General features: G+C 56.9%; 33 protein-coding genes. 5 read left to right on the top strand and 28 right to left on the bottom strand.

Features of this window, described 5'->3' with window-relative positions; all coding sequences use genetic code 11:
* The 16 genes from AOA62_RS04200 to AOA62_RS32635 form a co-directional block, all read right to left on the bottom strand.
* Positions 1 to 537, bottom strand: a complete 537-nt coding sequence (locus AOA62_RS04200) for a lysis system i-spanin subunit Rz (protein WP_099547937.1) — start codon at positions 535 to 537, stop codon at positions 1 to 3.
* Entirely contained in the window at positions 534 to 962 is a 429-nt protein-coding gene (locus AOA62_RS04205) for a structural protein (protein ID WP_099547938.1), read from the bottom strand. The genes AOA62_RS04200 and AOA62_RS04205 overlap by 4 nt, the downstream gene beginning before the upstream one ends.
* Positions 963 to 1,340: 378 nt before the next feature.
* Positions 1,341 to 1,709, bottom strand: a complete 369-nt coding sequence (locus AOA62_RS04210; protein WP_099547939.1) for a phage tail protein — start codon at positions 1,707 to 1,709, stop codon at positions 1,341 to 1,343.
* A gap of 2 nt (positions 1,710 to 1,711) precedes the next feature.
* Complete coding sequence (locus AOA62_RS04215) at positions 1,712 to 2,473, bottom strand: phage tail protein (protein WP_099547940.1); 762 nt, start codon at positions 2,471 to 2,473, stop codon at positions 1,712 to 1,714.
* 56 nt (positions 2,474 to 2,529) lie between these two features.
* Positions 2,530 to 3,210, bottom strand: a complete 681-nt coding sequence (locus AOA62_RS04220; protein WP_099547941.1) for a hypothetical protein — start codon at positions 3,208 to 3,210, stop codon at positions 2,530 to 2,532.
* Positions 3,211 to 3,547: 337 nt separating this feature from the next.
* Entirely contained in the window at positions 3,548 to 7,414 is a 3,867-nt protein-coding gene (locus AOA62_RS04230) for a phage tail protein (RefSeq protein WP_099547943.1), read from the bottom strand.
* Positions 7,415 to 7,471: 57 nt separating this feature from the next.
* Positions 7,472 to 8,050, bottom strand: coding sequence for a tail assembly protein (locus AOA62_RS04235; protein WP_099547944.1), 579 nt, complete (start codon positions 8,048 to 8,050; stop codon positions 7,472 to 7,474).
* Positions 8,047 to 8,802, bottom strand: a complete 756-nt coding sequence (locus AOA62_RS04240) for a C40 family peptidase (RefSeq protein ID WP_099547945.1) — start codon at positions 8,800 to 8,802, stop codon at positions 8,047 to 8,049. Before AOA62_RS04240 ends, AOA62_RS04235 begins: the two co-directional genes overlap by 4 nt.
* Before the next feature lie 3 nt (positions 8,803 to 8,805).
* Positions 8,806 to 9,555: a phage minor tail protein L gene (locus AOA62_RS04245; protein ID WP_099547946.1), complete on the bottom strand. Its 750-nt coding sequence runs from the start codon at positions 9,553 to 9,555 to the stop codon at positions 8,806 to 8,808.
* Positions 9,556 to 9,565: 10 nt separating this feature from the next.
* Positions 9,566 to 9,904, bottom strand: a complete 339-nt coding sequence (locus tag AOA62_RS04250) for a phage tail protein (RefSeq protein WP_099547947.1) — start codon at positions 9,902 to 9,904, stop codon at positions 9,566 to 9,568.
* Between the two features lie 2 nt (positions 9,905 to 9,906).
* Positions 9,907 to 13,098: a phage tail tape measure protein gene (locus AOA62_RS04255; RefSeq protein ID WP_099547948.1), complete on the bottom strand. Its 3,192-nt coding sequence runs from the start codon at positions 13,096 to 13,098 to the stop codon at positions 9,907 to 9,909.
* A gap of 115 nt (positions 13,099 to 13,213) precedes the next feature.
* Complete coding sequence (locus tag AOA62_RS04260) at positions 13,214 to 13,801, bottom strand: hypothetical protein (RefSeq protein ID WP_099547949.1); 588 nt, start codon at positions 13,799 to 13,801, stop codon at positions 13,214 to 13,216.
* 95 nt (positions 13,802 to 13,896) lie between these two features.
* On the bottom strand, positions 13,897 to 14,481 hold the full coding sequence (locus AOA62_RS04265) for a KilA-N domain-containing protein (RefSeq protein ID WP_099547950.1): 585 nt from the start codon (positions 14,479 to 14,481) through the stop codon (positions 13,897 to 13,899).
* Positions 14,478 to 14,696: a hypothetical protein gene (locus AOA62_RS04270; RefSeq protein WP_099547951.1), complete on the bottom strand. Its 219-nt coding sequence runs from the start codon at positions 14,694 to 14,696 to the stop codon at positions 14,478 to 14,480. Before AOA62_RS04270 ends, AOA62_RS04265 begins: the two co-directional genes overlap by 4 nt.
* A complete protein-coding gene (locus AOA62_RS04275; protein WP_256592282.1) occupies positions 14,693 to 15,685 on the bottom strand; it encodes a Bro-N domain-containing protein in 993 nt (330 codons plus the stop codon). The genes AOA62_RS04270 and AOA62_RS04275 overlap by 4 nt, the downstream gene beginning before the upstream one ends.
* On the bottom strand, positions 15,649 to 15,822 hold the full coding sequence (locus AOA62_RS32635) for an Arc family DNA-binding protein (RefSeq protein WP_099547952.1): 174 nt from the start codon (positions 15,820 to 15,822) through the stop codon (positions 15,649 to 15,651). Before AOA62_RS32635 ends, AOA62_RS04275 begins: the two co-directional genes overlap by 37 nt.
* Positions 15,823 to 15,946: 124 nt before the next feature.
* Here AOA62_RS32635 and AOA62_RS04285 point away from each other — a divergent pair, with 124 nt between their 5' ends.
* The 5 genes from AOA62_RS04285 (at position 15,947) to AOA62_RS04310 (ending at position 18,496) form a co-directional block, all read left to right on the top strand.
* A complete protein-coding gene (locus AOA62_RS04285; protein ID WP_099547953.1) occupies positions 15,947 to 16,390 on the top strand; it encodes an Arc family DNA-binding protein in 444 nt (147 codons plus the stop codon).
* 55 nt (positions 16,391 to 16,445) lie between these two features.
* Entirely contained in the window at positions 16,446 to 16,751 is a 306-nt protein-coding gene (locus tag AOA62_RS04290) for an NIPSNAP family protein (RefSeq protein WP_099547954.1), read from the top strand.
* A gap of 51 nt (positions 16,752 to 16,802) precedes the next feature.
* Positions 16,803 to 17,240, top strand: coding sequence for a hypothetical protein (locus tag AOA62_RS04295; RefSeq protein WP_099547955.1), 438 nt, complete (start codon positions 16,803 to 16,805; stop codon positions 17,238 to 17,240).
* Between the two features lie 586 nt (positions 17,241 to 17,826).
* On the top strand, positions 17,827 to 18,105 hold the full coding sequence (locus AOA62_RS04305; protein WP_099547957.1) for a hypothetical protein: 279 nt from the start codon (positions 17,827 to 17,829) through the stop codon (positions 18,103 to 18,105).
* A gap of 160 nt (positions 18,106 to 18,265) precedes the next feature.
* Positions 18,266 to 18,496: a hypothetical protein gene (locus AOA62_RS04310; RefSeq protein WP_099547958.1), complete on the top strand. Its 231-nt coding sequence runs from the start codon at positions 18,266 to 18,268 to the stop codon at positions 18,494 to 18,496.
* A 168-nt stretch (positions 18,497 to 18,664) separates the two neighbouring features.
* Here the strand turns inward: AOA62_RS04310 and AOA62_RS04315 are convergent, their stop codons facing one another.
* The 12 genes from AOA62_RS04315 to AOA62_RS04370 form a co-directional block, all read right to left on the bottom strand.
* A complete protein-coding gene (locus tag AOA62_RS04315) occupies positions 18,665 to 18,943 on the bottom strand; it encodes a DUF1799 domain-containing protein (protein WP_099547959.1) in 279 nt (92 codons plus the stop codon).
* A gap of 47 nt (positions 18,944 to 18,990) precedes the next feature.
* A complete protein-coding gene (locus AOA62_RS04320; RefSeq protein WP_099547960.1) occupies positions 18,991 to 19,371 on the bottom strand; it encodes a phage tail assembly chaperone in 381 nt (126 codons plus the stop codon).
* 3 nt (positions 19,372 to 19,374) lie between these two features.
* Positions 19,375 to 20,031 (bottom strand): phage tail protein, encoded by a 657-nt coding sequence (locus AOA62_RS04325; RefSeq protein WP_099547961.1) that lies wholly within the window; start codon positions 20,029 to 20,031, stop codon positions 19,375 to 19,377.
* Between the two features lie 71 nt (positions 20,032 to 20,102).
* Positions 20,103 to 20,519, bottom strand: coding sequence for a phage tail terminator-like protein (locus AOA62_RS04330; protein ID WP_099547962.1), 417 nt, complete (start codon positions 20,517 to 20,519; stop codon positions 20,103 to 20,105).
* The gene (locus AOA62_RS04335; RefSeq protein WP_099548038.1) at positions 20,516 to 21,151 is read right to left on the bottom strand and encodes a hypothetical protein; all 636 of its coding nucleotides are present in this window, start codon (positions 21,149 to 21,151) and stop codon (positions 20,516 to 20,518) included. The genes AOA62_RS04330 and AOA62_RS04335 overlap by 4 nt, the downstream gene beginning before the upstream one ends.
* A gap of 17 nt (positions 21,152 to 21,168) precedes the next feature.
* A complete protein-coding gene (locus AOA62_RS04340; RefSeq protein ID WP_099547963.1) occupies positions 21,169 to 21,537 on the bottom strand; it encodes a hypothetical protein in 369 nt (122 codons plus the stop codon).
* 50 nt (positions 21,538 to 21,587) lie between these two features.
* Positions 21,588 to 21,773 (bottom strand): hypothetical protein, encoded by a 186-nt coding sequence (locus AOA62_RS04345; protein ID WP_099547964.1) that lies wholly within the window; start codon positions 21,771 to 21,773, stop codon positions 21,588 to 21,590.
* Between the two features lie 38 nt (positions 21,774 to 21,811).
* A complete protein-coding gene (locus AOA62_RS04350; RefSeq protein ID WP_099547965.1) occupies positions 21,812 to 22,315 on the bottom strand; it encodes a DnaT-like ssDNA-binding protein in 504 nt (167 codons plus the stop codon).
* Between the two features lie 59 nt (positions 22,316 to 22,374).
* Positions 22,375 to 22,959, bottom strand: coding sequence for a hypothetical protein (locus tag AOA62_RS04355; protein ID WP_178075615.1), 585 nt, complete (start codon positions 22,957 to 22,959; stop codon positions 22,375 to 22,377).
* 47 nt (positions 22,960 to 23,006) lie between these two features.
* A complete protein-coding gene (locus AOA62_RS04360) occupies positions 23,007 to 23,972 on the bottom strand; it encodes a major capsid protein (protein WP_099547967.1) in 966 nt (321 codons plus the stop codon).
* A gap of 12 nt (positions 23,973 to 23,984) precedes the next feature.
* Positions 23,985 to 24,713 (bottom strand): hypothetical protein, encoded by a 729-nt coding sequence (locus AOA62_RS04365; RefSeq protein WP_017479625.1) that lies wholly within the window; start codon positions 24,711 to 24,713, stop codon positions 23,985 to 23,987.
* Between the two features lie 80 nt (positions 24,714 to 24,793).
* Positions 24,794 to 25,462, bottom strand: coding sequence for a hypothetical protein (locus AOA62_RS04370; RefSeq protein WP_099547968.1), 669 nt, complete (start codon positions 25,460 to 25,462; stop codon positions 24,794 to 24,796).
* Position 25,463: the final 1 nt, after the last annotated feature.

Consider the following 25,463-nt stretch of genomic DNA (forward strand, 5'->3'; position numbering starts at 1 on the left):
TCAACCACCTGCTGATAGCGCCTTGGCATAAGCCTGGCACGCCCGCAGCGCGATTACGGCGTTATCTCCGTCGTCGGTAATGGCGATAATTCTTTGAGCATGCGCTGGGTCAAGTTGGGCTCGACGGGCTGCATGAACCACGCCGGCGGCGCCGGGGGCGGTAGGCACGTTGCAACCACTGGCTGAATCCGTGGCGGTGAGAAGGACTGACAGCCGCAGTTCAGTAGTAGCAAGCTGGTCACGCACGCGAGTCTGATTGCGCTGGGCATCGGATAATTCCTTGGTGAGCTGTTGGTCCTGGGTGGCGAGCTGACGCTCGGTGGCCAAGCGCTTGTCTTGCTCGGCCTGCTGCTGACGCCAGGCCTCGCTGGTGATTGCGTCGAGGTGTTTCTGGTGCGCGGCACCTTGCTCGGTGAGCTGCTCGGCGAGTTGCTTGCCCAAGCGCCAGGCCTGCACCTCCCAGGTGGCAACGGCTGTACCGGCCATCAACACAAGCGCCAGCAACACCAGACCGGCCAGCTTCTGCACCGACGTCATGCCAGCGCCCGCCGCACGCCTTCGGCCAGCACTGCATCAGGGTAGGCATATCCCGCATTCTCATGATGGATGATCGCTTTGACGAAACCGGCCATGAGCGATGGCATGCTCAAGTCGATCTCGGCGCCCGGCCTGGTGCCGGTGTTCGCCTCGACGGCGCGCACGTATGCCGCCGTGTCGTTCTCTACCGACGGCGCCCACCTGCCAATGATGGCCTTCACGGTCTTGAGCCCATGCTTGCGCTGATAGGTCAGCAGAACCCGGCCAAGGGCTCGGATGCCGTTCTCGGGCGTATCGAAACGGGCGAAGCGTGGTCTCGGTACGCCGACCTCCATGCCAAGCTGGCCTTGCCACTGGTTAGCCGGGTTGTAATCGATATTGCCGGGGTTTCGGTTGCGTACCCCACGGGTTTCAGTGATCGGCATACTTTTCTCCAGGCGAAAAAAAGCCCGCGACTTGGCGGGCGATACGCTTTCTATATACTGCGGTGAATTATCGGAGCGAACAGGAATGGATCCCATGAAATACGGAATACTTCTCTTAACCGTCTTTACTCTTGGCGGCTGTGAAACGTACAACGGCGGACAAGACGGCCCCGACATTAAGGCCGCAGGACTCCAGATCCGTTGCGATGAAGCCCCGGTGAATCAGCCCGGCTGCTATTCCCCGCCACCCTCTTGGTGGAGCATGCTACCAAGCCATTTTTTCATTCGTGGTGGTGGCTTTTAACGCTTGCAGCGGTCCGAATCCTTTCTACAGGCGAAAAAAAACCGCTCAAGGCGACGATGGCGTTGCAGATGGAATCAGGCGTCTGCAATTACGCCGGGCTCTTCTGTTGCCGGCTGTTGCGGGATCTCCAGTTCGGGAGCATCCGGCACAAGGATGTGCAAAGTAATCATGTGCTTTAGGTCATACGGCTTATCGTCCTTGGTCACCGTGACTGTCATCACTCCATCCTCAAACTGAATTTCCACGTCTGCCCGACTGTCGATCTGGTTCACCGTGTAGCCCCAGCCATCATCAATCGGTGGGAACGGAACCATGCCCAGGCATCCGGTGATCTGGTAAACCCCCGTCGACTTGCGCGAAGAAGCCACCACGCCCGCCCCGGCGGTCACAAAGTCATAAGTCGCGCCAGTGGCGCCGAGTACGTTTATTGCTGCTCTTGCCATGATCAAATCGCCTTTAGGGTGCCATCAGCTGCGCGGGTGGTGTTGGCGGTGGTGTAAACCTTAGTCCAGGCCTTCCACGCGCCATTATTCATCACTTGGTTGTACTGCTGCCCGTCATTCCAATCGAAAAAAACATGAGTGCCCACGCTTGCATTACTGCCAGCGTGAGTGGTGAGCGATCCGGTCAAGGCCCCACCCAGGATATTGAAGTTCCCCGTTACGGTGCCCCCTGTGCGGAAGTACTCAGTTCCCAAGAACGTCCCTTCAAATACGGCATTATCTTTGGCGCCAATCCCGCCATAGCCAACTGTTAGAACTCGACCAGAAGCAGAGTCGGATGGCGTTCCTACCAAAGTGGCAACTGCTGCAGTTCCCATCCCAAGCGCAGTTCTTGCACCAGCCTGCGTGGCTGCTCCAGTGCCGCCCTTTGAAATCGGTAGCGTGTCGTAATTGCCGGTCGTGCCCAAAGCGGCGAGCTTTTCGCCCCACTGAAGCAGCATCTGGTTTACCGCGTCTGCAAGCGCTTTAGGGTAGCCGTTGACGGGCACGATGCCGTAAGCCGCGCCGGCGACAGTAGGGCCGCGGTAGGCCGGCGAGATTGATACAGATGTATCGCTCGCCGCATTGATCACTTGATAGATGCCGTTGTCGGGCCCGGCGAACAAGTCCCCAGAACGACAGTTTGAAAACTTTGTGCCAGCGCCTGCCACTACGGTGCTGCCGTTCGTGACCGTAACCGTTCCTTCTGTGTACCAAGAAGCCATAGGTTTCTCCAGGCAAAAAAATGCCCGCACTTGGCGGGTTCTATATCAATTAAGACCTACGCTTGGCTGCGTGCAAAGACAGCGGGCAGGTAGAGAGTGCTCATAACTGTTGCGCCGATTGTGATCGCCCATAGTCGGTTACCGGGGAAGTCCCACCAGCAATAAAGGCTGACATCTCGCGTTTGTGCTCCAGCCATATCCATGCCGAAATTGTTAAGCAGCATGTAGTCGGGCGAGGAAAAATCAAACGGCACACTGAAGTAAGCCATGGGTATTCCCTGAGAGTCCGTGCCCGACATTACGAATGACCAAGACTGATAGGACTTCGTGAACACAGCGACGGGACTATCGGAGTCAAATATCAGACTTTCATTCGCATCAAATAGTTGGGCGCCATATCCAGAACTGGGGCTCACCTGAAATGCGGCCACAAAGTAGCTGCCATTTGGCTGCGCCGTAGCATTGCTGTAAGCCCTCAGGTAGAAGCCCGTCCAGTTACCCGCCGATCCCGTGATAAGAACCCTGCAAAGGCCAGCGACCGAAGCGACACGATCCGGCTTTACGAAAACCAACGGCGGTTCCTGAGTGGTGACTACTTTTTCGAAGTAAGTCATCGACCCCATTCCTGACTCTTGGGTTGGGATAAAGCGGCCTTTAGACAGAACGACAATGCGAGCAAACTCCGAGTCAACCGTCACTGCATTGGAATTATTGATGAACTCAAACCCGTAGGGCATTACCTGAACCTCGCCACGATAAGTCGCTGAGTTCCGAAGGCATACAAGCCATTCACAGCTGTTCGATGCCCTCGCCAAACTCGCACCGAACCATTCAATATCTCTGGCTCAAATTGAACTTGGTGCAATTGGTTGCCTGCGTTGTACGCAGCAATAGGCACGATTACCGCAAAGCTGTTTTCCGGCGTGCAGCCAGGAACGCTGAATGATTGGGTCGAGGCTCCCCCGCCACCAGTGAAAGTAACAAGGGTGGATAACACCACCCTCATCGTGAATGAAGCGGGGCCGAGCAGCTGAACGCCGTTTCCGTCCCACGTTCCCAGGCCATATTCCTCCATCAAGAAATCCTCCCGAACTTGCCGCGCCGCTTCTCGTTTCCGTCGTACACAGCCAGGCCAGTACTGTCGAGCAGGGTTGAGCCATCAGTACCTTCACCACGAAGTGTGAAAGTACCCGCCGGAATATTGATTTCCAGTAAAGGCCGGCCTTTTGAGTCCACTGCCGGCGACCGAAGCACCATCCCCAGAACAATTTCCTGAATGATCGCCTTGCTGATGATCGCCGTGTTGAACACGGCCTGGCCGTTTTCAATGACGAACATGGGGTCGATCTTGCCGTCTACCTCGTTAACGACGCCGAACCTCTGCGCGAAGATAAGGAATTCCGACTGATCCCCGTTTGCACCAAAAGCAAGGCCAGACACAACCCGTCGGCCGTCGACAATTGTTTGCGCCTTCATGGTTGTCTGAGCCAGTACCTTGCCGTTGAGCTGCACGACCGTCTCGCTCACCGTTTGCACCGATGCACTTGTCTGGCCGATGCTCGACTGCAGCGTTTCGGTGGTCTTCGCCAGAGCTTCGTTGGCGCTTGCCTGTACTACCTTCTCTGCTGCAAATCTGGCGGTGGAATCCCACGCTTTAAGCGCCCCAGCCAGTTCGCCGGAACCGTCGTCCCCACGAACGGAAGCCCGCAGCGCCTCATTGCTGGACGCCTGGGATGTGATCTTCCCGTCGAGGTTGGCAACCTTTGTATCCAGGCTGGTGAGCGCCTGGGCGTTGCCGGTCGCCTTTGTATCAACCGCAGACAGATCGCTCTTGAGCTGGGTTATCTGCGCGGCGGACGTCTCGCGGTTGCTGGCCACCACCTGTTCAAGGACAACCAGTGATGACCTGTTGTCGCCTACCTGAGCCCCTAGGGTAAGCAGTTGCTGGGCCATCGCATCGTTTTCGCTGGTCCGGGTTTTACGCTCGACAGCAAGATCCGCCGTGGACTTCCATCCTTTGATTGCACCGGCCAGGTCGCCGGCGCCGTCATCACCACGAGCAGCAGAGCGCAAAGCCTCCACCGAGGTGGCGGTGGCCACGATCTTTCCGTCGATCTCTTCGATCTTGTTGCTGACCAGGGCAACCTGTTGGGTGAGCGCGTTGGTCGTTTCCAGGATCGTGCCGATGTCCTTCCAGTAGGTCGCATTAGGAGGTGTTACGCCTGCCGGCACCGCCTGGGTGGCTTGGTAGATGCGGCCGTCCCGCTGAACGAATGAGCCGGCAAGGTATGGCTTTGCCGGATCGAATGGCGCGGCGCCGGTGATCTGGCCGAGCAGCCCCTCAAGCTCCGCCTTGGCCTCTTTCAGGCGCGCATTAACCGACTCTGGACCATCACCCGAAATCAACTCAATCTCTTCGCGCAGACTCTGGTAGAGCGCACCCTTGCCGATCTTATCGGCGTAGTACGCCTCATAGTCGCTCTGCTTCGAACTGGCTTGGCCGTTGACCGCGCCGGGCACTGGGAAGAACGGCCCGACATTGCCAGTCCGGTCAACCAGGCGCGCCCAGAAGAACAGGCTCGCACCGGCCAGCAAGCTGTGCATCTCATGTTTGGCCTGCGGGTAGCTGAAGTCGCTAAGTTTTGCAGCGGTTGCCAGGTCGGCTGACTGGCTGTACCAAAGCTCTGTCCGCTGCGTGTCCTCTGCACCAGGTGGAAAACCCCACTGTATGCCGATGCCGTAGACCAGGCTGGTGGTGGTCAGGAACGACACCGCCGGCGGCAGGCCTACCTTCCCTTCCAGGTTGGTCAGGTTGGAGCTTTTCCAGATCGACGAAATTTCGAACGCACTCACCGACCGCACACGGGCCAGATAGGCGCCCGAATAGATGCCGGTGACGTCCACGCTCGTCGAGCCGGTACGCTGCACCTTGATCCAGTTGCCGCTGTCCTTGCGCCACTCCACGTCATACGCGACAGCACCAGCCACGGCGGGCCAAGAAATGTTCATTGTGCTGATGGCGATGCCCTGGTTCACGGCGTAGCTCGACGTCAACGTGACGCTGGCTGGCGCCGGTACCACGGTGATCGGGATCACGCTGATTGGACGCTCTTCCAGGCGAGCACCGGTGTCGATACTGGCAAACTTGCTTGGCTCGTACTGCAAAGCGCTGATGTCGTAATCGCCCTCAGGCGTGCGTGCAGTCCTCATCACCCTGTATAGAGGGATTGCCAGGTCGTCAGCGTCGATTGCCCACTGAAGCTTTACAGCTGGTGCCTCACTGTAGGCAACGGTCACGGTTACGTTGCGGCCGTTCACGCTTTCCACTGTCCGGCCTTCTGCCCGCCCCCCGGGAAGGTTGATCATAAGTCGGTCGCCAGCCTTGGCCTGGGTATCGCGGTCCAGGGTGATGACCTTCCCCGACGCCGCCGCTATCCGCCCGCCGATCTCCCGGCCCGCCAGCAGCGAGTCAGCCACGGGAATGATGAATCCTGGCAGCGGGATTCGGCCTTCCATGCCGGTCCGGAAGCTGATGGTGCGGTCCTGGTTGTTGCTCAGTACCAGCCACTTAGCGCGACGCTGAGCCTCAGATGCCCGAGTGCAGCCGATAGCACTGATCTCCGTCGGCTTATCACCCAGGCGGCGCTGGAGCGGCAGATCAGCATAAACGGTGACGTCGGTGTCGTAGTTGTTCAGTGGGTTGTCGTAACTGACCAGGCATCGGGTGAACCGCGTCTTTGCCGAAGCGCTACCGTAGGAGATTTTGCCGTCGATGACGTTGGAGCGAGTGAAGACGTAGTCGATATCCTGCGACCGAGGCATATCGGCCTGCATGACCAGCTGGCCCTGCGCCCAATACGTCATGCCGCGGTAAATACCGGCGATGTCGCGCAACAGTGACCAGGCATCGGCCTTGCCCTGCAGGTTCATGTCGCACAGGAAGCGCGGCTCAACGCCGTCAGCGCCATTCGACACCATCTGATCGCAATACTGCGCGATGCGGTACAGCTCCCACTTGTCCACCATCCACGGCTTAATGCGGCGGCCCAGGCCGAAGCGGTCCTGGGTGCAAATGCCATAGGTTACCCAAGCCGGGTTATTCGTCCACGCCTCCTTCATGGTGCCATCCCAAGCGCCAGAGTACGTGCGGGCCACCGGATCGTAGTTGCTCGGCACCTGCCAGCGGCGGGCCTTGCATTTAACGGTGACGGCCGGGATGTTGGTGAACTGCTCAGCGTCGAACTCGACGAATAGCAGTGCAGTGTTTGGATATCGCAGCTTTGCGTCGATCACCTGGGTGTAGCCGGCGATGAAAAGGCTGTCCGCTATTTTGTCGGTGTTCTGGTTTGGGGTAATGCGGCGAACACGGATCAGCCAGCCACTGGTTGCCGGCGGCAGATCAATGCGCATGGACTTTTCGTAGCGAGTGGTGGCCTTGCCTGTAATTGCACCAACCAATACCTCCTGATAGGCCCCGCCATCGGTCGCCACATCAACCGCATACTGGATGCTGTAACCACCGATGTTCCCTTCTGCGTCCTGGCTCGCAAGCCGCGGCGTGGCCAGACGGATGCGTGCCGCCGACAGTTGCAGGTTGGTCAGCGTTTGAACCCACGGCGTGCCGCTGCGCAACTCGATATTCAGTGAGGTCTCGTTATCGACAGACGGAATACCAGGGATGTAGGTCTGCTCTACAGAACCCGGCCGCCAGTCCCACTTCACGTTGGTGAAGTTGTAGTTGCCGCTGGCATCCTGGATTGGGGTGTTGTCGAGGAAGATATCGCGCGCAGTGGGTGTGCCGTCGAATTCGCCCTCGCCCACGGCGATCAGGATTTTGGCCACGTTGGTTGAGCGCAGACTATCGGGTGACTCTACAGGCGACTTTGGCTTGCTCTCGCCACCCTTGGCGCCGTGAATATCCAGCTTTTGTGCTGCGCCCATGCTTTCCTCCAGGCAATAAAAAACCGGCTCATGGCCGGCTTGTTTGGTGCGTTGTGCCTACGTTTTGTCCTCGGCATAGATCGATGCCGAGATGATTGCGCCGCCCCACCGGCGCTCACCGATGCAGATCGGGACGGGGTTGCCACTGGCCGTGGTGTTCTTGGCGCTGCCGAATGCGTAGCTGGGCATGTTTTCTGGCGATGCGCTCTGCTTGAGGCCCGCGGCCTGCGGGCTTAGCATCTGGATCACGCCTCCCGCCAGCAGCGCGATACCGGCGGGCGCCGTCGGCGCACCGAAGTAGCTGGCTGCGATGAGCACGACGCCCAGCACAATTTGCAGAATGCCCCCGCGCTTGCTGCCTTCTACGACCGGAACGATGCGTATCTCCCTGGCACCGCCCATGCCGAACTCATCGGCACCGACGTTTTTTCGGTTGCGGAATATGGCAAAGCGCATCCCAAGGCGGTCAAGGCGGCGGATCTCTTCCTCGAATCCGTCGATGGTTGCGTTCAGCGCCCGGAAACTCTCCCAGGTGTCGCCCGATCCAACCTGGCGCCGGTGCAGGCGGCCAAACTTCTGCGCAAGCGAGCCCGACATCTTGATAGTGGTCATCGGCGAATAAGTGATGGCGCTCATCGGGCCTCCTTGTGTCGAAGAATTAAGCGAGTGCGATGCAGCCAGGGGCCCCCATAGACGATCACCTCTGACGGCCGGCCATACAGGTGGTGCAGGACGAAAGGCCCTGGGCCGAACACACCAGACTCTTCCCCTGGCAGCGTCGGATCAGTGCCCAGGTAGATCCCGGCATGATTCGGGTGAACCGAGCGCCCGACATGCATGACGATCAGGTCGCCGCGTTCTGGCCGGTCGACTCGAAAAAACCCGGCGGCCTCGTAGTGCTGTTCGTACAGGCTGGCGTTCTCCGCGCTCTCCCACCAGCCATCAGTGCGCTGGAAGGCTTCGAAATCAAGACCCCATTCCCGCTGATACCAATCAGCGCAAACCTGCCAGCAGTCCCAGGCGCCGTGTACAAACGGGCGCTTGAGCAGCGGCGTACTGCCGGTTGGCGTGATCGTCCGCAAATCTCCCTCGGGCCACGACAGAATGTGCCAGGGCAAGGCCGTGGCCTCGCACATGGCCAGGTCGCGCGATGACGGCCTGCTGGTTGCGTCTGGGTGCGAGTGAACGATGCCGATCACCTCTCCCTGATCATCCGCTGCTGCGTAGTCCTCTGGATCAAGCCTGAACTCTTCGTTCGGCTCCGTAGCGATGTTCCGGCACGGGAAGTACTTCTGCGCCCGGCCCACGGCCAGCACCAGCCCACAGCACTCTTTCGGGTACTCGGCTGCTGCATGCGCCTGGATGGCCGCAATGATGTGTTTGCGCATTTTTCAGCTCCGGGCAATGAGTGACACAGCGGGAAATCCCCCGAACGGGTAAGGGTTGCCCTCACCGAAGCGGGGAATGCAGCAGCGCCCTAGCGTCCCATCAGGTATGTCGTTTTCTGGGTTATCCGTGAGATTTCCATCTTTGTCCCGGTACGGCCCGGTGTAGCCACAATCCGGCCCTCTGTACCCTCCGGTTAGAGCCCAGTGGCATAGCGTGGTCATCTGCCGGCCGATCGTCTCGCCGCCGACATCGCCCGGACTGGCAAGATCCCAACTAACCGTCTCGCCATCCTCGTTGGTCTTCTGGTCGACGTACCAGACCTCAATCGATTCCTGAGTAGGGTCTGCCGTCGGGTTGCCGCCTTCGAAGTTCACCGCATCCAGGAATTCAGCCAGCGTGTTGCGTATCGTCAGTTTGAACTCCAGCAGATCCTCGAAGGCCAAGCACAAGGCTGTGATGCGCCCGTTGACGTTGCCGACCGACAGCTTCGGCCTAACCGCCGTTCCGTCGCCGTTCGCCTCGCTGCCCTCGTACTGCATCGGCCAGGCGCCGTACTCTTCACCCTTCCACCAGATCGACTTGGCCGGTAACTGGTCGGCGTCGACGCCGGCGGCGATCAGCTCGGCAGGCGTATGCGGGATTGCATGGCCATGGAAACGCAGGACATCTGCGCCGTAATCACTGCCATCCAGTTCAAACAGCATGACTTCGTTCCCAGGCTCAAGAGTCTGGATAGCATTGATCAGCGACATGGATTGACCTTTACGGGTGGAAAGCGCGCTCGAACGTCGCCGTCACTTTGAAAACGCCACCACCCATAGGGGTAGGGGTTGGGTTCTTGCAGGTGAATAGGCCAAGCTGGCCAAGGGGCGTGGTCCATAGAAAAGCCTTGGCGCCCTGGTGCCGGTCGAAGAACGCCATAATTTCCAGCGCTCTGGCCTGTCCGCCCGTGTGGGTGATCGGGTAGGAATCGACTTTGTTGTTGATGCCGTCCCCGACCTCTTGCTTGTAGCCGTCCCCGAACTGCGAGGTGCGCACCCGATAGGTAATATCGGGCGCCTCCCCGTTCTGGGTGGCCCAGGTGAATGTCTCAATCGCCATGGTTATCTCCCGTTGATGACTCGCCAGATTGAGCCGCCAGGCTGAAGGCCCTTGGCAATTGCGGTTTCCGCCTCGGTCTTCGCTGCCTGCTGAATACCCTTGCCGAGCTGCGTGGTGTCTTCTTGCGTGGCTGTGCCGCCGTCGCCCGTCGTTTGCACGGAAACCGATATGGGGAAGTTGTAGGTGTTGCCGCCTCCCCCGCCACCGGCACCAGAAGCCGCCGCAATAGACCCTCCACCCGTCATCAGAGGCGTGACGCTACCACCCTCAGCACCTGTCATGATGTACGAGCGGCCACCCTGACTGAACAGCTCAGGCCCCTTCTCGTTCACCTCATACAGGGTGTTCGGATCGACAGGCCCGCCAGACGCCCTTCCCTCGACCAGAGCGCTGCCGATGCTTGAGCCGAAGCTGGTTGTAGCTCCGCCACCGAAATATGCCCCCAAGGCACTGCCGGCCAGGCTTGAAAAAATGCTGGACGCCGCTTGCCGAGTGGCGATGCGCGCCATGTCCGCCAGGATCGACTTGGTGAAGTCGGAAAACGAAAGTTTGCCGGTGACAGCAAAATTCGCGACCGCGTCCTCCATGCTGGAAAAGGCATTGGTGAACAGGCTCTTGGTCTGGCCAGCCACATCATTGGCAGACTGCAGGTAGTTCTGGAAAGCTGACGAAGCACCACTGCGCCAATCGCCTTGGGCTTCCGACATCTTGTCGTAGTTGTCGACCACGGTGTCGCGGTACTTCCTCTCCGCATCTTCCAGGCTGGCTAGGTCGCGCAAGTAGTCTTCCTGGCTGTACTTGTCAGGCGCTGTCTTGCGGCGATCCAGAAGCTTGGCGCGCTCGTCGTTGAACTTGTCCGTGGTTGCGTCGAGATTCGCTTGCAGTGCTGCTTGCCGGTCACCCAGGCCCAGCCCGTTTGCTGCGCGGGAGCCGGCCGCTTCCAGTGCGGCCCGCTGTCGCTCCAGCTGATTGACGTACGCCTCCGAGGCGGCCGTCAGTTGCTCAAGGCGACCCTTCTCGCTTGTGGCGATGATCGTCAGCTGACTGTCGGCATCCTTTTGAGCTTTAACCATTCCAGTGCGAGCATCGGCGATCTTCTGGTCAAGCTGGATGCTTTGCGCTGCTGTCGTGGACTTCTTACCTTTCGCCGCCTCGAGGGCATCAATCTCAGCCTGGTACGCCGCGGTAACATCGTCCTTTTCCTGATTGATCAGGGCCGACCGTTGCTTGGCATAGTCCGACAGCGATACCACACCAGCCTTCTGCTCGGCCTCCAGCTCCTTCTGGGCATTCCGGTATTCATTGACGATGTCGGAAAGGTTGTTTTTGGCGTTGTTGAAGTTGGTCAGATCGATCTGGGTGGAGGCTGCTTTGGGGTCTTTGTACTTGTCGTTGACGTCCTTTATCTGCTCGGCGACGTACTTCGGATCTACCCTCTTATCGTTGGGGTTCGCCGCGCGGATCTTCGCAGTATCCTCGTTGATTTTTTTGATTTCGAGGGCGCGCTTTCCTTCATTAGACAGGTTGGCCAAGTGCCTGGCGTCAGCGCGAGCAGTTGCATCCACCGCGTCGTCTTCGATCTTTCTGCGGTCGAACACGTATTTATTCTTGGATTTCTCTCCCTCAATTTGAAGTTGAAGAAAATTGATCTCGGCCGTCACTTCCTTGAATCGGTAAGGGTCTTCCCTTTCGGCATTTCTGCCGTTAGCGGTTAATTGCCCGAGCCTGTCCTGAGCTTCCTTTAGCTGAGTTTCTAAGCCCTTCTCCCGATCAAAGTTTCCAACAGCATCAATTGCCTCGCTGGTGGTTTCTTTGATCTTTCGCCAAGCTTTTTCCCAAAGGGTCAGATTGTTAAGAACGCTATTTGAGCGTGTCTGCACCGTCTCTGCATAGGTGTCAGTCAATAATTTTGTGGCACCAATCTCATTGCCTTGTTCTTTCAAGGCAACGACTTGCGAGTACACGCTCGCAGTCAAAAAATGGTATTGGTCGTTAAGCGACTTCGCTGCGGCGACGGGATCCTCAGCAATTTTTATAAATTCGGCAATGGTTGCATCAACAGATTTTCCTGTAGCTTTCTCCATTGAAATGGCCGCTTCAGCGATCTCGATGAAGCTTCCACTCGCGATCTTGCCGTTACCTGCAAGCGTCGCCAATACTGCTGCGGCATCTCCTGTTGTTCCTATCGTCGCGCCAACTTGACGGGACATATCACTAAGTTGCCCGCTGGTAGTGCCGGCGGCGTTGCCAGTCAGGATCAACGACTTGTTGAACTCTTGCTGCTCTTGGTCGCCCTTATAATATGCATAAGCAAGTGTTCCGATAGCGGCGACTGCAAGTGCGATTGGCGCAGCGAGAGCTGCCATACTGGTAATTGAAGCGCCAGCACCTACCCCAAGCTGAGTCACGGCTCTGACACCGCTCCCCCAATCACCTGACTGGAGGGCGTTCGTCAACTGCATTACGTTTTCTTGAGCTTGACGGGTATTGAGTTTTAGCTTGTCAAAGGCACCGTTGGTCTCGGTCAGTCCCGCACGATCTTTCCCGATTTTTGCTAGTGACTCAGCATAGCGATCAGCATTGATTGCGCCGACCTTAAAAGCCTCATGAGCAGCCTTTTCCTGAGCCTCCAACTTCGCCAGCTTGGAAGTGACAGGATCGATTCCGTTAACTGTCCGCTTCAGTGCCTCTATCTGCCGGTTTTCGGCTTCGATCAGCCTCTGTTTCTGAGTCAGCTCCTTCGCCTCGGCCTTCTCGATCTTGTCATAGGCTCGGCCCAGTTGATCTTGGTACTTCGCCTGTTCTTCAATGGTGACCAGCCCGCCTTTGCGCGCGCGCTCAAGCAAGCCTTCCGCCTGAATCAGCGACTCCATACTGGTAATGTTGCCGGTCATAGCTCGATCGAGCTGGGCGATTACATTTATCTCAGCAACAGCGCTGTCGGCCGCCTTGCGACTTGCTCCGGACCGCCGATCTATTGCGTTAGTCGACTTTTCAACGCCCTGAGCTACTTCGCTCTCTGCCTGCGTGATCTTCTTGCCGGTGTTCGCCAGGCCTTCACCGGACTTTCCTAGGTCGTCAATTGCCTTCTGAGCACCCTCCGCCGAATCAACCAGTTTATCCAAGTCATCAGCCGCTTTCGCCGCCTGAGAAGACTCAACAGAAATACCCAAGGAGGCGAAATTGGTAGCCATGTTTTCTCCGGACAATAAAAAACCGCCCGGAGGCGGTCTGATTAAAAATTTATCTATTTGCTCGTTACCAAGCGATGCCCGACTGATATGCCCTGGAATTATTCAAAGCTGAAAATCACTGAAACTGCTCGTAGACATAGCGATTGTTAGACGGCTTCGGCGCTTTGTAAGCACTCTCCCAGTCACGCGCATAGGATGGATAATTCTCAATTGAAGATATTTTCCAGCTGTCTGTTGGGCCTTTTCTCTCCAGCGTATACCTATAGCGCTCGCCAGCCTCTTTGGCTGATCGGTCGCCATCATCCAGAACGGCTCCCGGCTCAGGCGGCGCAGAGTTCTTTATAACTGCATTCACCACCGCCCTGGTATCTGACTCAATTTCGACCTTTGCAATTTTCCGATCAAACGAAATCATTCCATCAAAGCAGTCGCTGACCTTGGGAAAACTGTCGGAGGCAAGCGCCCCCAGCTTTTCCTTAACAGGGGCTTTCATCCTTGAATACTCAGTACAGATTTGTCGGTCAAGCATGATGCTTGCGTCCTTTACCGCCCACCAAGACTTAACCGCCGCATCAGGAGAATTGGCAGCAATTGGTGTCGACTCTACTAACTTTGTAGCCTTGGATAGACCATCGCTTGTCTTTCCTTGCTCCAGGCACCCCGCCAGTGCTACCAGTGCCAGCGCCCCCACGAACATTTTCATAGCGTTCCCTCGTTGAGATATGCGGAGACTTTATCACCAACGAGAGAGCAACACGAAAGCCCCGCATGGGCGGGGTTCTTCGGGTTCGTGGGAGGCTAGGCTGCGTCGAGGCCGAGCGTCAGCTGCACTTGGCCAAGCCAGTACTCAACACTTTGCTCGAGCGGCGGCTTATCCCAGCGCCAAGACGACAGGCCTTTTCCGTCCTCGCTTGCTTGAGACTTTCGGTCATCAAGAGCCTTGCAGGCGCGATCAAGTTGTTCGCGGGCGCTCATGCCGCCGTGCAGGATGGCTTCAATCTTGAGATCACACCAAACTGCGAACTTAGTATTCAGCCAGCGGGCAAAAACAATCGCCAGCTTCGGATGCAGCCAAGTGCCGCCGTTGGCACCTGCCTTGCTTCGCACCATGCCGGTCGACTTCGAAAGCTCAAGAATCCTTTTTTTGGCACCTGGCGCAGATGTGCCCAATGCCTTGATCTCTTCCAATTCTGTCCTGGGGACAGAATTGAATCCAAGAGCTTCGGCCATGAAGGAAATATACTCAAGCGTCTCGATTTGACGCAGCCAAGCAGTCGGCTCCTTACCCATGCGACCAGCGATCTTTGTCGCGTTCAGCCAGCCATCAAGACTGAAGTGAACTGGCTGACCATCAAAATCAAAGGGGATCACATTCGAATTCATGCCATCTTCCTCAGTTCAATCGACGCGGCCACATTTGGATTGAAGCCGTCCAGCGGCATCAGGCTCTTCTCGCTTACCGAGTAGCGCTTGCCCTCGACCAGCATCAGCCAGTTTTCTTCGACCTTGCGGATCAGTTGACCGGAGCGGCCTACCAGATTTGGCCGCTCCGGGGAAAGGATCAGAGCGCGACCGCCTGCTTTGAGGGTGAAGTTCATGCCGCCACAGCCTTGTTCTCCGGACGAACGCCCCAGCCGTAGCTCGGCATCAAAGAAGGTGACAGATACTCACGGATGTTTGGCAGAAGCTCAGCATCAAGAAATCGGCGATGGCGATCCATGCACTCCAAATGCTCATTGCAGCCTGGGTAGATATCGCTGCGTACCTGCTTAAGTGCCGGACCGATGCTTGTGTGCCAGTAGTGCGAGACCAGTGCGGCGTGGTGAGCAAGATGGTGAATCTTCATCGCCAACTCATTCGTCAGCTTGATCGAGGCTTCCAACTGCTTAGGGATGAATTCGCCCTCAAGCGCGTAGGCACCGATGAAGTTGCAGGCTTGATCGAACTGGGCAGCAGGGATCAGCTCAGTGCGCGGAACATTGAAGCGGGTATGCAGCCGGTTATGCATCACCAGCTGAAAGCCTTGGCGCTGATCAGCCGGAACCACCTTAGACTTGTCGCGGATCAAGCCTTTGATGACATTCAGCTCGCTCATGCCGATAAGCTCGTCCATGAGGGTCGCCATCTTGCCGTGGTCCTCATATCGACCGTGCTTGCGGATCGCCGGAAGAACCTCAGCAGTGACCCACTTCTTAAAGCGCTTGGCTTCGGCCTTGCGACTGCGCAGGATCGCCGAGTAAAGGCCGGATTCGTTTATGACCAGCATCTCCTGATCGCCGCCAAGGGTCTGCACAATAGACAGACCCTTTTCGTCGTCGTCCAGATGGCGAGTCATCGCCGACGCTTCGCTATACTGAAGCGCAGCAGAAACATCGTTAGCCACGAACCAAGGCTGATCGTCGATCAGCAGCGTGCGGACCTGTTGCTTGCCGAACTTGAAGGGGATGACATTGGATGTAGCTGTGCTAATATCGCTCATGACGATTTCTTCTCCGAAGTTGATCTCGTTTCCCGAAGCCTCAGTGTTCCAGCACTGGGGCTTCTTCGTTTTCATGCTTCCGCCTGGTCTTTCTTCATATTTCGCCATTTCAGTCCATCCTCAATCAGCAAACCCAGTTCCACGTTTAGGCTACGATGGTTCTCCTGAGCCTCTCCTTCCGCCTTCCCTCGTACATCAATAGGCAGCCGAAGCGGGTATGACGGCCTCTGCTTTGATTTCTGCATGTCTTCCCCCCCCTAGAATGATTCTATTAGATGTCACCGGATAAATAGATGTCAAATAGATTCTTTGATCTCAAACAGAATCTTTTCGCATACTGCCTTCAATACGAAATTGGACACCAAATAGATGAGCGACAAAAAGCAGCAGGCAGCGTACCCACTCAGGATGCCGCCATCGCTCCGGGAGGCCGTAGAGCAAGCCGCTCATGAGTCAAAGCGCTCCGTCAATGCGGAAATCATTAGTCGCCTTGAGCTGAGCCTGGCTGCAGAGCAGCGGCTGACTGAGTTCATAAGCGCCGAACGCGCCCGAGAGCTTTCGGATATTGTCGAAAGAAACCTCCCAAAGAAGCTGAGGGATGCTTTCCAAGCTGAAATCTACTCTGCCGCGCAAGGTGGAGCTGGCGGCGTTGTTGTCTCAGGCCAATACCTCGGGCTGGACCCTGATGTCGAGGCACATGAAGCGATCATGAGTGATGTCGTCCGCGAGCTCCGCGAGGCCGGTTACGGTGCTGACCGCTTCAGCTTCTACGAGATCGACATTACCTTTTATCCTGAAGAGGCCGCCGAATAACCCAAGCCCGGCCCGCCGGGCCTACCCTTCCTCCCAGCAAGCAAGGAAAGCCAGCGTGATCACTTGCCATCTGAAGTATCAGATTGACCCTTACCAAATCGACGCCTTTGAAAACTACTCGAGACTTTGGATTGGCATAGTCAACCGAATGGGAGGCACCCACCACGGGTACTTCCTTCCTGCCGAGGGCGCCAGCAACGTCGCCTATTGCCTTTTCAGCTTTCCGAGCCTTGCGGAGTACGAGCGTTATCGCGAAGAGTCCAAAACTGACCCCGAGTGCGTTAGTACTTTCGCGCTGGCAGCGGAGAAGCGATTCATCGTCAGCTCCGAGAGAACCTTCTTGAGACCAGTGCTCGATTGAACCCAAGCCCGGCCCGCCGGGCTTCTTCATACCGTGAAATACGGATTACCGATGAAAATACGCCCATTTCAGTTTGAGTTGAAAGACTTCGCCCTTGCACTGTACGGCTTGAGCCTGATGCTGCCAGCTACAAACGAGCATCATGAGGTTTTCGACGTAAGTCCAAACTCATATGGCTGGGAAATTTTACTGTTAGGTATTCTTGCCGTGATGGACGGAGGTATCGCGTGGCTTGCAAACATCGCGTTCATACCAGCGTATCTATACAGGAATGCAAGAAACTCGATGATTTGCTCAATCATAGCAATCGCGATGGGCCTGACCTCGTTCTCCTACACCAGCATCTGGAACGATGGCGCAGGAAGGATAAGCATCACTAGCTACAGCTACGGATTTTACGTTTGGATGCTTTCTTTTGTGTGGCTTGCCGCCACCTCTATTATCGAACTTCGACGTCAGAAAAGTCTTTCGATGATCGCAAGCGCCTAAAGGCTGGCGTCACCACCAACCCGTCCGGGCTTTTTCATGCCCCTCAGACGCAAAAAGCCCAGCGCGGGGCCGGACTTAGTGAGGACAATGCTAATTAAAGCTCTCTCTGTATGCTCTTTCCCGCGCTATTACGAAATCTTCATAGCGCGCCTGAAGATATACAAATCCGGGCCTGGACGAATCATAGGTCCCTATCGCAAATTGAAATCCGATTCCAACATCTGCGTCCACGATCTCAAGTAGATCATACCAATAAGGTTCGGTCTCGATCATAACTCCAGTATTTCCAGCAAAATACTGCCTTACTATCCCAATGTTCTGCCCAGGGTGAAACTCCGAAGCTTTATGAATGACAGGTTGGCCAGTGGCTGTATCAACCCAATGAAATGTAACTTTGTAAAAGCTGGACTCTCGATCATATCCTTGCATTGAGCTCTATTCCCTCGGCTTTAAAAATCCGAGGATAGCAATGAGCCACTAATCCAGGCTAGCCTGTCCAGGCATCCAGTGTGGATGGAATGCCAGTGGCGGGGCTCGAGTTCGTCGTAGTAGCGTTATGCCCCAAACAACGCATGGAGGCCAACTTATGAAACGAGACTTCACGAGGTTGAAGCACATTCTTGACGATCCGGCCGACGGCCCTTACGCCATCGAGAAGATGCGGGGTTTGCTGCTTGAGGCGTTAGAGGATTGGCCAAACGAAAAATACCGGGTCGCTGATTATCTACTTCCCTGGGGACGACCTATCCGAAAAAGCTCTCGTGACACCATCGGTCACTTACTTACCCACATAAATGATGAGACTACTCTTGACGAAAAAAGCAACCTCACACCCATGGAGCTGATAGATTTTCTGGGGGCGTAGATAGTTCTGCTAACCCTATCGGCTGTACGAATCCCCAGTAACACCCGAACATCGGCCAGTAGTAGCCTCCTGCCACACGCAAGGATTACCCAGTCCTTCGCCTGCAAGCCCAAGGACTGGGGTTGCGCCAATATCGGCGCGTTTATGACCTGGAGGTCAAATGCAAACTGTAGATCAACGCCTAGTAGCACTTGAGCAAGCGGCAAACACCATGTCCGCCGCCACACTTAATGCTCTTGGCTCAATTATCAAGGTTGTTACCAAGCTGGATTCAATCGACAGACAGGCCCTCTGGGATGATTTAGAGGGCGCAAAATCCGTTCAAGTCGTGAACGGCCATCAAGCCAACTACCTACAGATTATGTCCATCCTGCAATCTAACATCTCCTAACTTGGAGTCGGGCGTCGGTTGTTTTCGCGTCTGCGCCCGCGCTTCTCCAAGTCCGATACCCGCAACAGCCACACATCCATTCGTGGTTTTTACAAGAACGATTTTCATATAATCCGCCTGCGGCCACGCCGCGTCATGTTGGTTGTCTTGCGTCTTTGTGCCTGAGGATCAAGCGCCCCGCGCGCTCTCCCGCTGCTCCGCCATCACCTGCAGAGCTTCAGCCTCCATCCGCCGGAAGTCGCTGAAAATGGTTTGTCGCTGCCTGATCGGTACGCCACACATCCGAATCACACCGGAGAGAACGCTGTAATCCATGCCAGTTGCGCCGCACGCGCCTGTGCGCCACTGGGTGCTCATGGCCTCGAAGACCTTGAAGGCGTCCCAGTTGTCTGGCCAGATACCTACTTCCTTGTCGGGAATGTCCTGGCGAGACAAACCAAAGGCCATCAGATCAGCGTCTGAGAGCCCTGGCTCATACAGCGCGCGCGAGGCGCTTAGGAGTTTCCCAGGCGGGCCTCGCTAAAAGCTTCGGCGTACGCGTTCAGTACTGCCTTCGGCGCCGAGTTGATCGAATTCACGAGGATGCGCACGTTCTCAGGCGTGAATTCCTCTTCGATATCCCAGCCCACCACCACATCCAGCAGTTGGTCAGCTTGCAGGGCGATCTGGGCGGCGGTGAAAGCTTTGAGGTCCATATCCCCGACCTGCTTACCCAACTCGTCGTGCCGCTCGTTCCAACCGGTGTACAGCTCAGCGAGCGCGGTACGGTCCAAATACTTGAACTCGAACTCCACCTTTTCGGCGTTGTAGCCAGCCCGCTGGATCAACACCGTTGCCTTGAACGTCGGCTTTTGGATCAGCTTGAACTTGGCCATTGGTTACACCGTGGCCGCGTAGCGAGTTGGAAGGCCAGTCAGAGCAACGCTGATTACACGGGTCATCAGGTTGTTACGCGACATGGTTGGCGTCGCGGTGATCGACACGTAGCCGTTGTAGATAATGCTGCTACCCCCCGGAAGGTTCAGTCGGAGCAAGCGAGGCTGCTTGTCGTCGTCCGCTGCCTCGCAGACAGCCACATAGGGCTTGGATGGGTCGTCTGCGACGGTGTAAGTCAGCGTGATCGGGTTCTTGGTGGTCGGCATCTGGCGGTCGTTGTCGTCGGCCACGAAACCAAAGGTAAGGAACTGCTGATCACCACCGGCCGAGTTCATTTCGGTGACCTGCGAGATCTCGGTGAAGGCAGTCACCTCACGGACAGAGCCGATGCCGGAGCCCGCTGGGTACTGCTGAGCGTTGGTGGTGTTCACGCCTGCCAGGGCGAAGGTACCACTGGCAATCACGCCAACTCGAACGCCGCGACCGTCGAGGCGCGTCCAGCCGGAGTTTACGGCGATGATGTCGCCCTCGGCCAAGCCGTGCGCCGCAGCCGTTGCGATAGCCGGATTGGCGTTGGTCAGCGCAGTGAACGGGATTGCAACGCCGTAAGTCGATGCAATCTCAAGGGTGGCGCCGTTGGGCATTTGGATGCCGGCCATGGGTGTTTCCTCTTTTCAGAAATGACAAAACCCGCTAAATGGCGGGTTCTTGGTTTGCCCAATGGGCGGAATCAGGCGGTGTCGGCTCGATATTCGAACGATACCGGCACGGTGAACGTGGGTGGATCGGGAATGCCAGGGCCGGGGTCGACCGGTGACATGGTGACGACGGTGACGCCCGCTTTCGTGTCTCTCACGTACAGAGGAAACAGCGCGGTCAGCTCAGCTACCAGCGGGTTCGTCTTGGTCTTTCCGGTATTGGCCGGAGCCACAATGCTGACCTGGTAGACGCCGATGAAAGCGCGGTGGTCGCCGGCAAGCGTGCTGCTCGCGGTATCGCCCGGGAGCAAGAACGCCCGCAGATAGGTCTCGCCGTCGGCCGGGTCGTACTGGACGTTCTCGAACACAACCTTGATCGGCTCGGCCCGGGCCTTGCTCCAGGCAATCAGCTTGGTCTCGTAAATGGACGCAATGATGGCGTGGCTCATACCTGGTTGTTCCTTGTGGCTTCATCGACGATCTGCTGGAATCGGGCCAGGGTGATTCGGACCATGCCGCCGGGTGCTTGGGTCGAGTGCCCGTACTCAAGCGGGATGCCGTACGGGAGGTTGTTGACGATGTAGGCTGTCTCGCCGGCCGTAAGTGCCTGGACCTGTAGTCGCAGCTTGGCCAGCGTCACACCACCAGCCGGGTCGACCTGATCAAGAGTGCCCTCCGCCGGCGTACCGATGGAAAACTGCCAGTTCCCCCGAAACCGCCCACCGACGTAGTCCTTGCCTGCCACCAAACCGTTCACGTTGAAGTTCTGGTCGCGCTCGGTCTTTGTCAGGGGCTTGGCGTACTTCACGCCGCGCCGCAGCTTGCCGGTCTTGGTGAAGTTCGATTCATTGAGGTTGATGATCGTGTTGCGCACCGCGACCTTGAAGTCATAGTCGTCGGCTGCCCGGGTGTTCGCTTGGCGGTGTGCAAGGTTCGCCGCCCAGATTTCAGGATTGCCCACCGGCGACATGCGGATAACGCTGCTGCCGATCTCGATAACGATCTCTCGGATGGTTGCGTCAATACCAGCCTGGGCGCGCTCAGCGAAGTCGCGGATGTTCTCGGCAAAGCTGCCGTTCATGCTCGCGTACTTGTTCGTCACGACCGCACCTGCAGCTCATACAAGATCGGCGTGCCAGCCGGGTTGATCTCTTTCAGCGGAGGCACGATTGACCAGGTGCGACCCTGAGCAACCACTTTGTCGAGCAGACCCGGCACCCACGTCAAACCCTGCGCGGCGATCTTGAGCTTTTTGTCGCCCTGCCGGATGAGGCTGTTGTTCTGGAATTCTTGGCCGGTGAAGTCGAGCAGGATGCCCCGTGCGGTTTGCTCGACAGTGCTGCCCGGTGCTTCGCCGCCCGTCTCCGGGTCGTACTCGCCCGGTGCCGTCTTGCTTATAGTCACGGGCTGGCCGAACTCTTTGATCATCTCCAGAGCCATCACGGCCATTTCGTCGTAAAAGGCCATGGTGGCTCCAGATGTGAAAAGCCCAGCACGATGGCTGGGCTTCTAAAGAACTATTTATTAGGGAGTTGTGTATGAGTGATCGCCAAATATTTCGCTTTGTATAGCTTGGTCATTTCATCTGCGACGCTTGCTGCTTTTTCGACAACGGCTTCGTCAGTTACGGCTCCAGTTCTACCTGCCATATATCCGGCTACCGCCTGACCTGCAAAGTACTTCCATGCTTCGACTTCACTCATAAGATGATGCTCCGTTTCAATGAGCAATGAACTTAGCACTAAGCGCGCACAGCGAAAAGACCACGCTTTTGTAGGTAGTCGGCAAACTGCGTAACGCTCGGCCGATCCGGTGCCGCCGGCAGCAGTCGGTTGCTGGTGTTGGGGATCGCCGCGTACTGCCGTGTCACCGCCCCCTCAACACGGTCGAGCAGCACCGCCCCCTTGCGCCTCTCCACAGGGTCAATGTCGTCCTGATGGATTTCGGCGGCCAGGGCCATCTGGCCGTACTGAATCCGCGCCGGAAGGTAATTGTTCGGTTTGATCTCGTGATCCAACCGCACCTCCCGGCGCGGCCAGGCCAGCCCCTGCTCGCTGTGTGTCTTGCGCCCCTTCCAGGTCATGCCATCCATCGCTAGCGCGGCCCGTCGCAGCAACGCTTCCTGCGATGGAACACCTTCGGGAATGACCGTGCCGAACTTCACGGCATACATGACCAGGTCCTCGGCGCTCGCGTAGCTTTCGGCGTTAGGAAGCCCTTGTCCGGTCTCGATGATGAGTGTCATGCGTCAGCTCGCTGGAATGGTTTGTAGATTGGCCGCCGGATCACCGACAGCCATCAGTATTACTCCTTGGGCAGTTCAGCTACGAGCTTTTCCAGGGATTCTTTTGAGGCGTTTGCCCGATACTGGACCTTGGCGTCGTCGAGCTTTGCTTTCAGCGCCGCGATTTCACCGGCCTCATCAGCCGGCGGCGTGAGGGCAGACTTCTTCAGCGCTTCAACCTCTCCGCGAAGTGCGTCGACAGTCAAGGCCAGGTCGTCACGTTCAGTGGTCAACTCACCAACCGAGGCATGGATGGCGCCCATCACTTCAAACAAGCGCAACGACAGGTCGCCGGACTCTGGACGATGGATTTCGCCAGCTTCCAGGCCGTCAACAAGGATCTTGATCGATCCATGCTCAGCACGCAAAGCAGCGATCACCTTTTCCAGTTCGGCTTGGTTGCCCGCGCCAACCATCTGCGCACGCTTGGCCTCCTTCACCGACACATCGATGCCGGATGCTTCGTACGCATTGACCACGCTCGGCCAATCGCCAATCACCAGCACGCTGGTCACACCCGCTTCGGGCTTATCGAAGTGTTCCGGATTGCGGTAACGCTTCTCCGGGTCGAAGCCGCTCAGCTGGTTGCTGTAAGTCAGTTCCATGTGTTTCTCCAAGGCGGCCATTGCTGGCCACGCGTTGAGTTTGAGACTTAGCCGCCAGTAATAGGAGGCGTTGCGGTCAGCGTGATCATCACGCCGGCGGTGACTTTGTTGCTGCCCGCATGCTTGACCCAGTTGGCAGCGGAACCGACGGCAGCCAAGGTCGGGTTGGAACCGCCAGTGGTGGCTTTCCAGCTGTAGCCGAGCACGTCGATGTTCACGGTGCCTTCAGCGCGGTAGCCAATGCTCAGGTTCTCTTCGTCGTTCACTTCGTAGGAACGGAAGCCCGGAGCCTGAGACTCAGTGATGGTTACCGCGTTTGGCAGCAAGCCGAAGATCACGTCCGCCGGCGCGGTATCGGTCACCAGTACAGGTTTGCCCAGGGTGCCAGGCAGGCCGCCGTAGATCACGACACCGGCTTCTTCGTAAATCTTGTTGGTGATCGCTTCGTCGACGATGTCGAAATAAGCACTGGAGTGCATGACCCACAGAGCGATACGGCCGAACTTGTCACCGAACTTGCGCATGCCGCGGGTCAGCGTCTTCTTGCCGTCGGTTTCGATGTTGGCCGAAACCACCATGTCAGCGTTGGAACCGATGGCGGCGCGCAGACCGGCGGTTGCGTACTGGATGAAGCCTTCCAGGGTCGCGTCTGCAACGTCGGCACCGACGATCTGGGAGAACTCCTCGACCGGACGACCGCGGCGCTTGAACGCCTCTTCGGTGGTCTGGTATGGACCGTACTTCCATGGAGCTTTGACGCCAACAGCTTCGCCGGCGGAGATCTTCTTGGCAGTTACCTTGCCGTCAGAGTTGACGTCGCGGTGCTCCAGAGAGCCGTTCAGCTTGTAGAGAGCGCGCTTGCGGAAGTCGCCTTCGATCAGCTCGTTGTCCAGCACCATTGCGCCGTTGGACGATGCGTTGAATACATCCAGGTTGTCCTGGACACGCTCCAGGTATGCAGTTTGCGCCTCATCGTTGTAGATGATCAGGTCGCTGTTAACGGTTGTAGCCATGGGTCAATCCCCTTACTTTGGCAATGCGAGATATGCGGTTTGGCCGTGCTTGCGCTGAAAGTCGCGCTTCTGCTCGGAGGTCATTTCGGAGCGCTTGAATGCAGCCTTGCCGCCACCCCCGCCCGGGGCAAATGTCCCTGAAGCCCTAGGCCACAGATGAGGTGCGCTTTCGCGCAGAGATTCCGCCCATTCGAGCGGAGTCAGAGGGGTCTTGCCGTCTTTACCGAGGATGACCTGGCCGGATTCATCAACGGCGACTGCATCGCCATCTTCGTTAAGGGTGAACACGCCTTTGGCGCGCAGGATGATGTCATCTGTTGCTTCTGGCAGAGCGCCGGCTTTCAGCGCTGCGCCGCGTACCGAGTCGCCCAGGACTTTGCCCTGGAACTTGGCAGCGAAGGATTCAGCCTTCTCGGCGCGCTCGCTGATGGTCTTCAACTGCTTGTCGTAGTCACCGCGAAGGCGCTCAGTGCGGCGGTTGAAGACCTCGTCGACCTTGCCCTCAGTCAGCAGCTTGGTTTCTTCGTCCTGGCCAGCACGACTGAGCAGGCCTTTCACTGCATCAATGTCGATGCCTTCAAACTGGGTTTCGAACTGGGTCAGCTTGCCGGAAGTTTCCTTCAGCTTGCCCAGCAGTTCCGAGTTCTTGGTTTTCAAACCGGAAACGGAGGCTTCAACGGCAGTCGCGATAGCGGCCTTGATTGCCGGGTTTTCCAGGTCGATTTCGTTTTCTTCTGCCACGTTGATGCACCCCTTGGGTATGAGTTGCCCGCTTTGCAGGCGTAAAAAAACCCGCCGAGGCGGGTCTATTTGTTTGTTCTCTAAATCCAACTGTCGTAGCGATTGAGCAAAATATTATCGATATGTCTAAGACTGATTTCGTAACCCAACTCCTCCTCAAAGAGGTCTCGAACCTTTAAGTAAAACGCCATATAGACTGCGTAGTTCTTCGACATACCAGCTGTTGTGGGAGCAAAAACCATGGACTCTTCATCAGCTATCCACTTGAGAGCTTCGCGAGCACGCGAGTCGACCATCGGGAACAACGTCGGGTAATGAAAATGAAGATATTTGGAAGCAAAGCTACTAGCGTCTTTTTTGGTCACTTTGGTTATTGCGTCGCAGAGCCGAGAATGCACCTTGTTAACCGCAGTCGTGGCGCTTCCAGTAAGCCTTTTCCCGACTGGTAAAAAAGATGCTTCAAGTGCTAGGTCCGAACTGCAAATAGACTCAGCAAGTCGAGCGTAGAAGCTTCCCGTCGATCCCTCATAGTCATCATCGTCATCCTTTTTTCGACGTTCCACTGATGCCGCCAAGCTTCGACCAATGATCAGCGCCTTAGATGCGACCTGCGCTGGATCGGTGTGACTTGAGTTCTCCCTGACAAAGCTATACAGCGCCTTGTTAGCCGGGATGAAGATACCGCAACCCTCATCTGTCCCTAAGAATTCATCGGTTAGGTAATGACGCTTGTCCTTTTGAAACTCCATG

It is taken from the genome of Pseudomonas sp. 2995-3 (assembly GCF_002742565.1).
GTDB classification, from domain to species: Bacteria; Pseudomonadota; Gammaproteobacteria; order Pseudomonadales; family Pseudomonadaceae; genus Aquipseudomonas; species Aquipseudomonas edaphica.

Bases quoted from the DNA above. Each gene is read 5' to 3' on its own strand.
- AOA62_RS04200 (WP_099547937.1), bottom strand. From the start codon at position 537: ATGACGTCGGTGCAGAAGCTGGCCGGTCTGGTGTTGCTGGCGCTTGTG.
- AOA62_RS04205 (WP_099547938.1), bottom strand. From the start codon at position 962: ATGCCGATCACTGAAACCCGTGGGGTACGCAACCGAAACCCCGGCAAT.
- AOA62_RS04210 (WP_099547939.1), bottom strand. From the start codon at position 1,709: ATGGCAAGAGCAGCAATAAACGTACTCGGCGCCACTGGCGCGACTTAT.
- AOA62_RS04215 (WP_099547940.1), bottom strand. From the start codon at position 2,473: ATGGCTTCTTGGTACACAGAAGGAACGGTTACGGTCACGAACGGCAGC.
- AOA62_RS04220 (WP_099547941.1), bottom strand. From the start codon at position 3,210: ATGCCCTACGGGTTTGAGTTCATCAATAATTCCAATGCAGTGACGGTT.
- AOA62_RS04230 (WP_099547943.1), bottom strand. From the start codon at position 7,414: ATGGGCGCAGCACAAAAGCTGGATATTCACGGCGCCAAGGGTGGCGAG.
- AOA62_RS04235 (WP_099547944.1), bottom strand. From the start codon at position 8,050: ATGAGCGCCATCACTTATTCGCCGATGACCACTATCAAGATGTCGGGC.
- AOA62_RS04240 (WP_099547945.1), bottom strand. From the start codon at position 8,802: ATGCGCAAACACATCATTGCGGCCATCCAGGCGCATGCAGCAGCCGAG.
- AOA62_RS04245 (WP_099547946.1), bottom strand. From the start codon at position 9,555: ATGTCGCTGATCAATGCTATCCAGACTCTTGAGCCTGGGAACGAAGTC.
- AOA62_RS04250 (WP_099547947.1), bottom strand. From the start codon at position 9,904: ATGGCGATTGAGACATTCACCTGGGCCACCCAGAACGGGGAGGCGCCC.
- AOA62_RS04255 (WP_099547948.1), bottom strand. From the start codon at position 13,098: ATGGCTACCAATTTCGCCTCCTTGGGTATTTCTGTTGAGTCTTCTCAG.
- AOA62_RS04260 (WP_099547949.1), bottom strand. From the start codon at position 13,801: ATGAAAATGTTCGTGGGGGCGCTGGCACTGGTAGCACTGGCGGGGTGC.
- AOA62_RS04265 (WP_099547950.1), bottom strand. From the start codon at position 14,481: ATGAATTCGAATGTGATCCCCTTTGATTTTGATGGTCAGCCAGTTCAC.
- AOA62_RS04270 (WP_099547951.1), bottom strand. From the start codon at position 14,696: ATGAACTTCACCCTCAAAGCAGGCGGTCGCGCTCTGATCCTTTCCCCG.
- AOA62_RS04275 (WP_256592282.1), bottom strand. From the start codon at position 15,685: ATGGCGAAATATGAAGAAAGACCAGGCGGAAGCATGAAAACGAAGAAG.
- AOA62_RS32635 (WP_099547952.1), bottom strand. From the start codon at position 15,822: ATGCAGAAATCAAAGCAGAGGCCGTCATACCCGCTTCGGCTGCCTATT.
- AOA62_RS04285 (WP_099547953.1), top strand. From the start codon at position 15,947: ATGAGCGACAAAAAGCAGCAGGCAGCGTACCCACTCAGGATGCCGCCA.
- AOA62_RS04295 (WP_099547955.1), top strand. From the start codon at position 16,803: ATGAAAATACGCCCATTTCAGTTTGAGTTGAAAGACTTCGCCCTTGCA.
- AOA62_RS04305 (WP_099547957.1), top strand. From the start codon at position 17,827: ATGAAACGAGACTTCACGAGGTTGAAGCACATTCTTGACGATCCGGCC.
- AOA62_RS04310 (WP_099547958.1), top strand. From the start codon at position 18,266: ATGCAAACTGTAGATCAACGCCTAGTAGCACTTGAGCAAGCGGCAAAC.
- AOA62_RS04315 (WP_099547959.1), bottom strand. From the start codon at position 18,943: ATGGCCTTTGGTTTGTCTCGCCAGGACATTCCCGACAAGGAAGTAGGT.
- AOA62_RS04320 (WP_099547960.1), bottom strand. From the start codon at position 19,371: ATGGCCAAGTTCAAGCTGATCCAAAAGCCGACGTTCAAGGCAACGGTG.
- AOA62_RS04325 (WP_099547961.1), bottom strand. From the start codon at position 20,031: ATGGCCGGCATCCAAATGCCCAACGGCGCCACCCTTGAGATTGCATCG.
- AOA62_RS04330 (WP_099547962.1), bottom strand. From the start codon at position 20,519: ATGAGCCACGCCATCATTGCGTCCATTTACGAGACCAAGCTGATTGCC.
- AOA62_RS04335 (WP_099548038.1), bottom strand. From the start codon at position 21,151: ATGAACGGCAGCTTTGCCGAGAACATCCGCGACTTCGCTGAGCGCGCC.
- AOA62_RS04340 (WP_099547963.1), bottom strand. From the start codon at position 21,537: ATGGCCTTTTACGACGAAATGGCCGTGATGGCTCTGGAGATGATCAAA.
- AOA62_RS04345 (WP_099547964.1), bottom strand. From the start codon at position 21,773: ATGAGTGAAGTCGAAGCATGGAAGTACTTTGCAGGTCAGGCGGTAGCC.
- AOA62_RS04350 (WP_099547965.1), bottom strand. From the start codon at position 22,315: ATGACACTCATCATCGAGACCGGACAAGGGCTTCCTAACGCCGAAAGC.
- AOA62_RS04355 (WP_178075615.1), bottom strand. From the start codon at position 22,959: ATGGAACTGACTTACAGCAACCAGCTGAGCGGCTTCGACCCGGAGAAG.
- AOA62_RS04360 (WP_099547967.1), bottom strand. From the start codon at position 23,972: ATGGCTACAACCGTTAACAGCGACCTGATCATCTACAACGATGAGGCG.
- AOA62_RS04370 (WP_099547968.1), bottom strand. From the start codon at position 25,462: ATGGAGTTTCAAAAGGACAAGCGTCATTACCTAACCGATGAATTCTTA.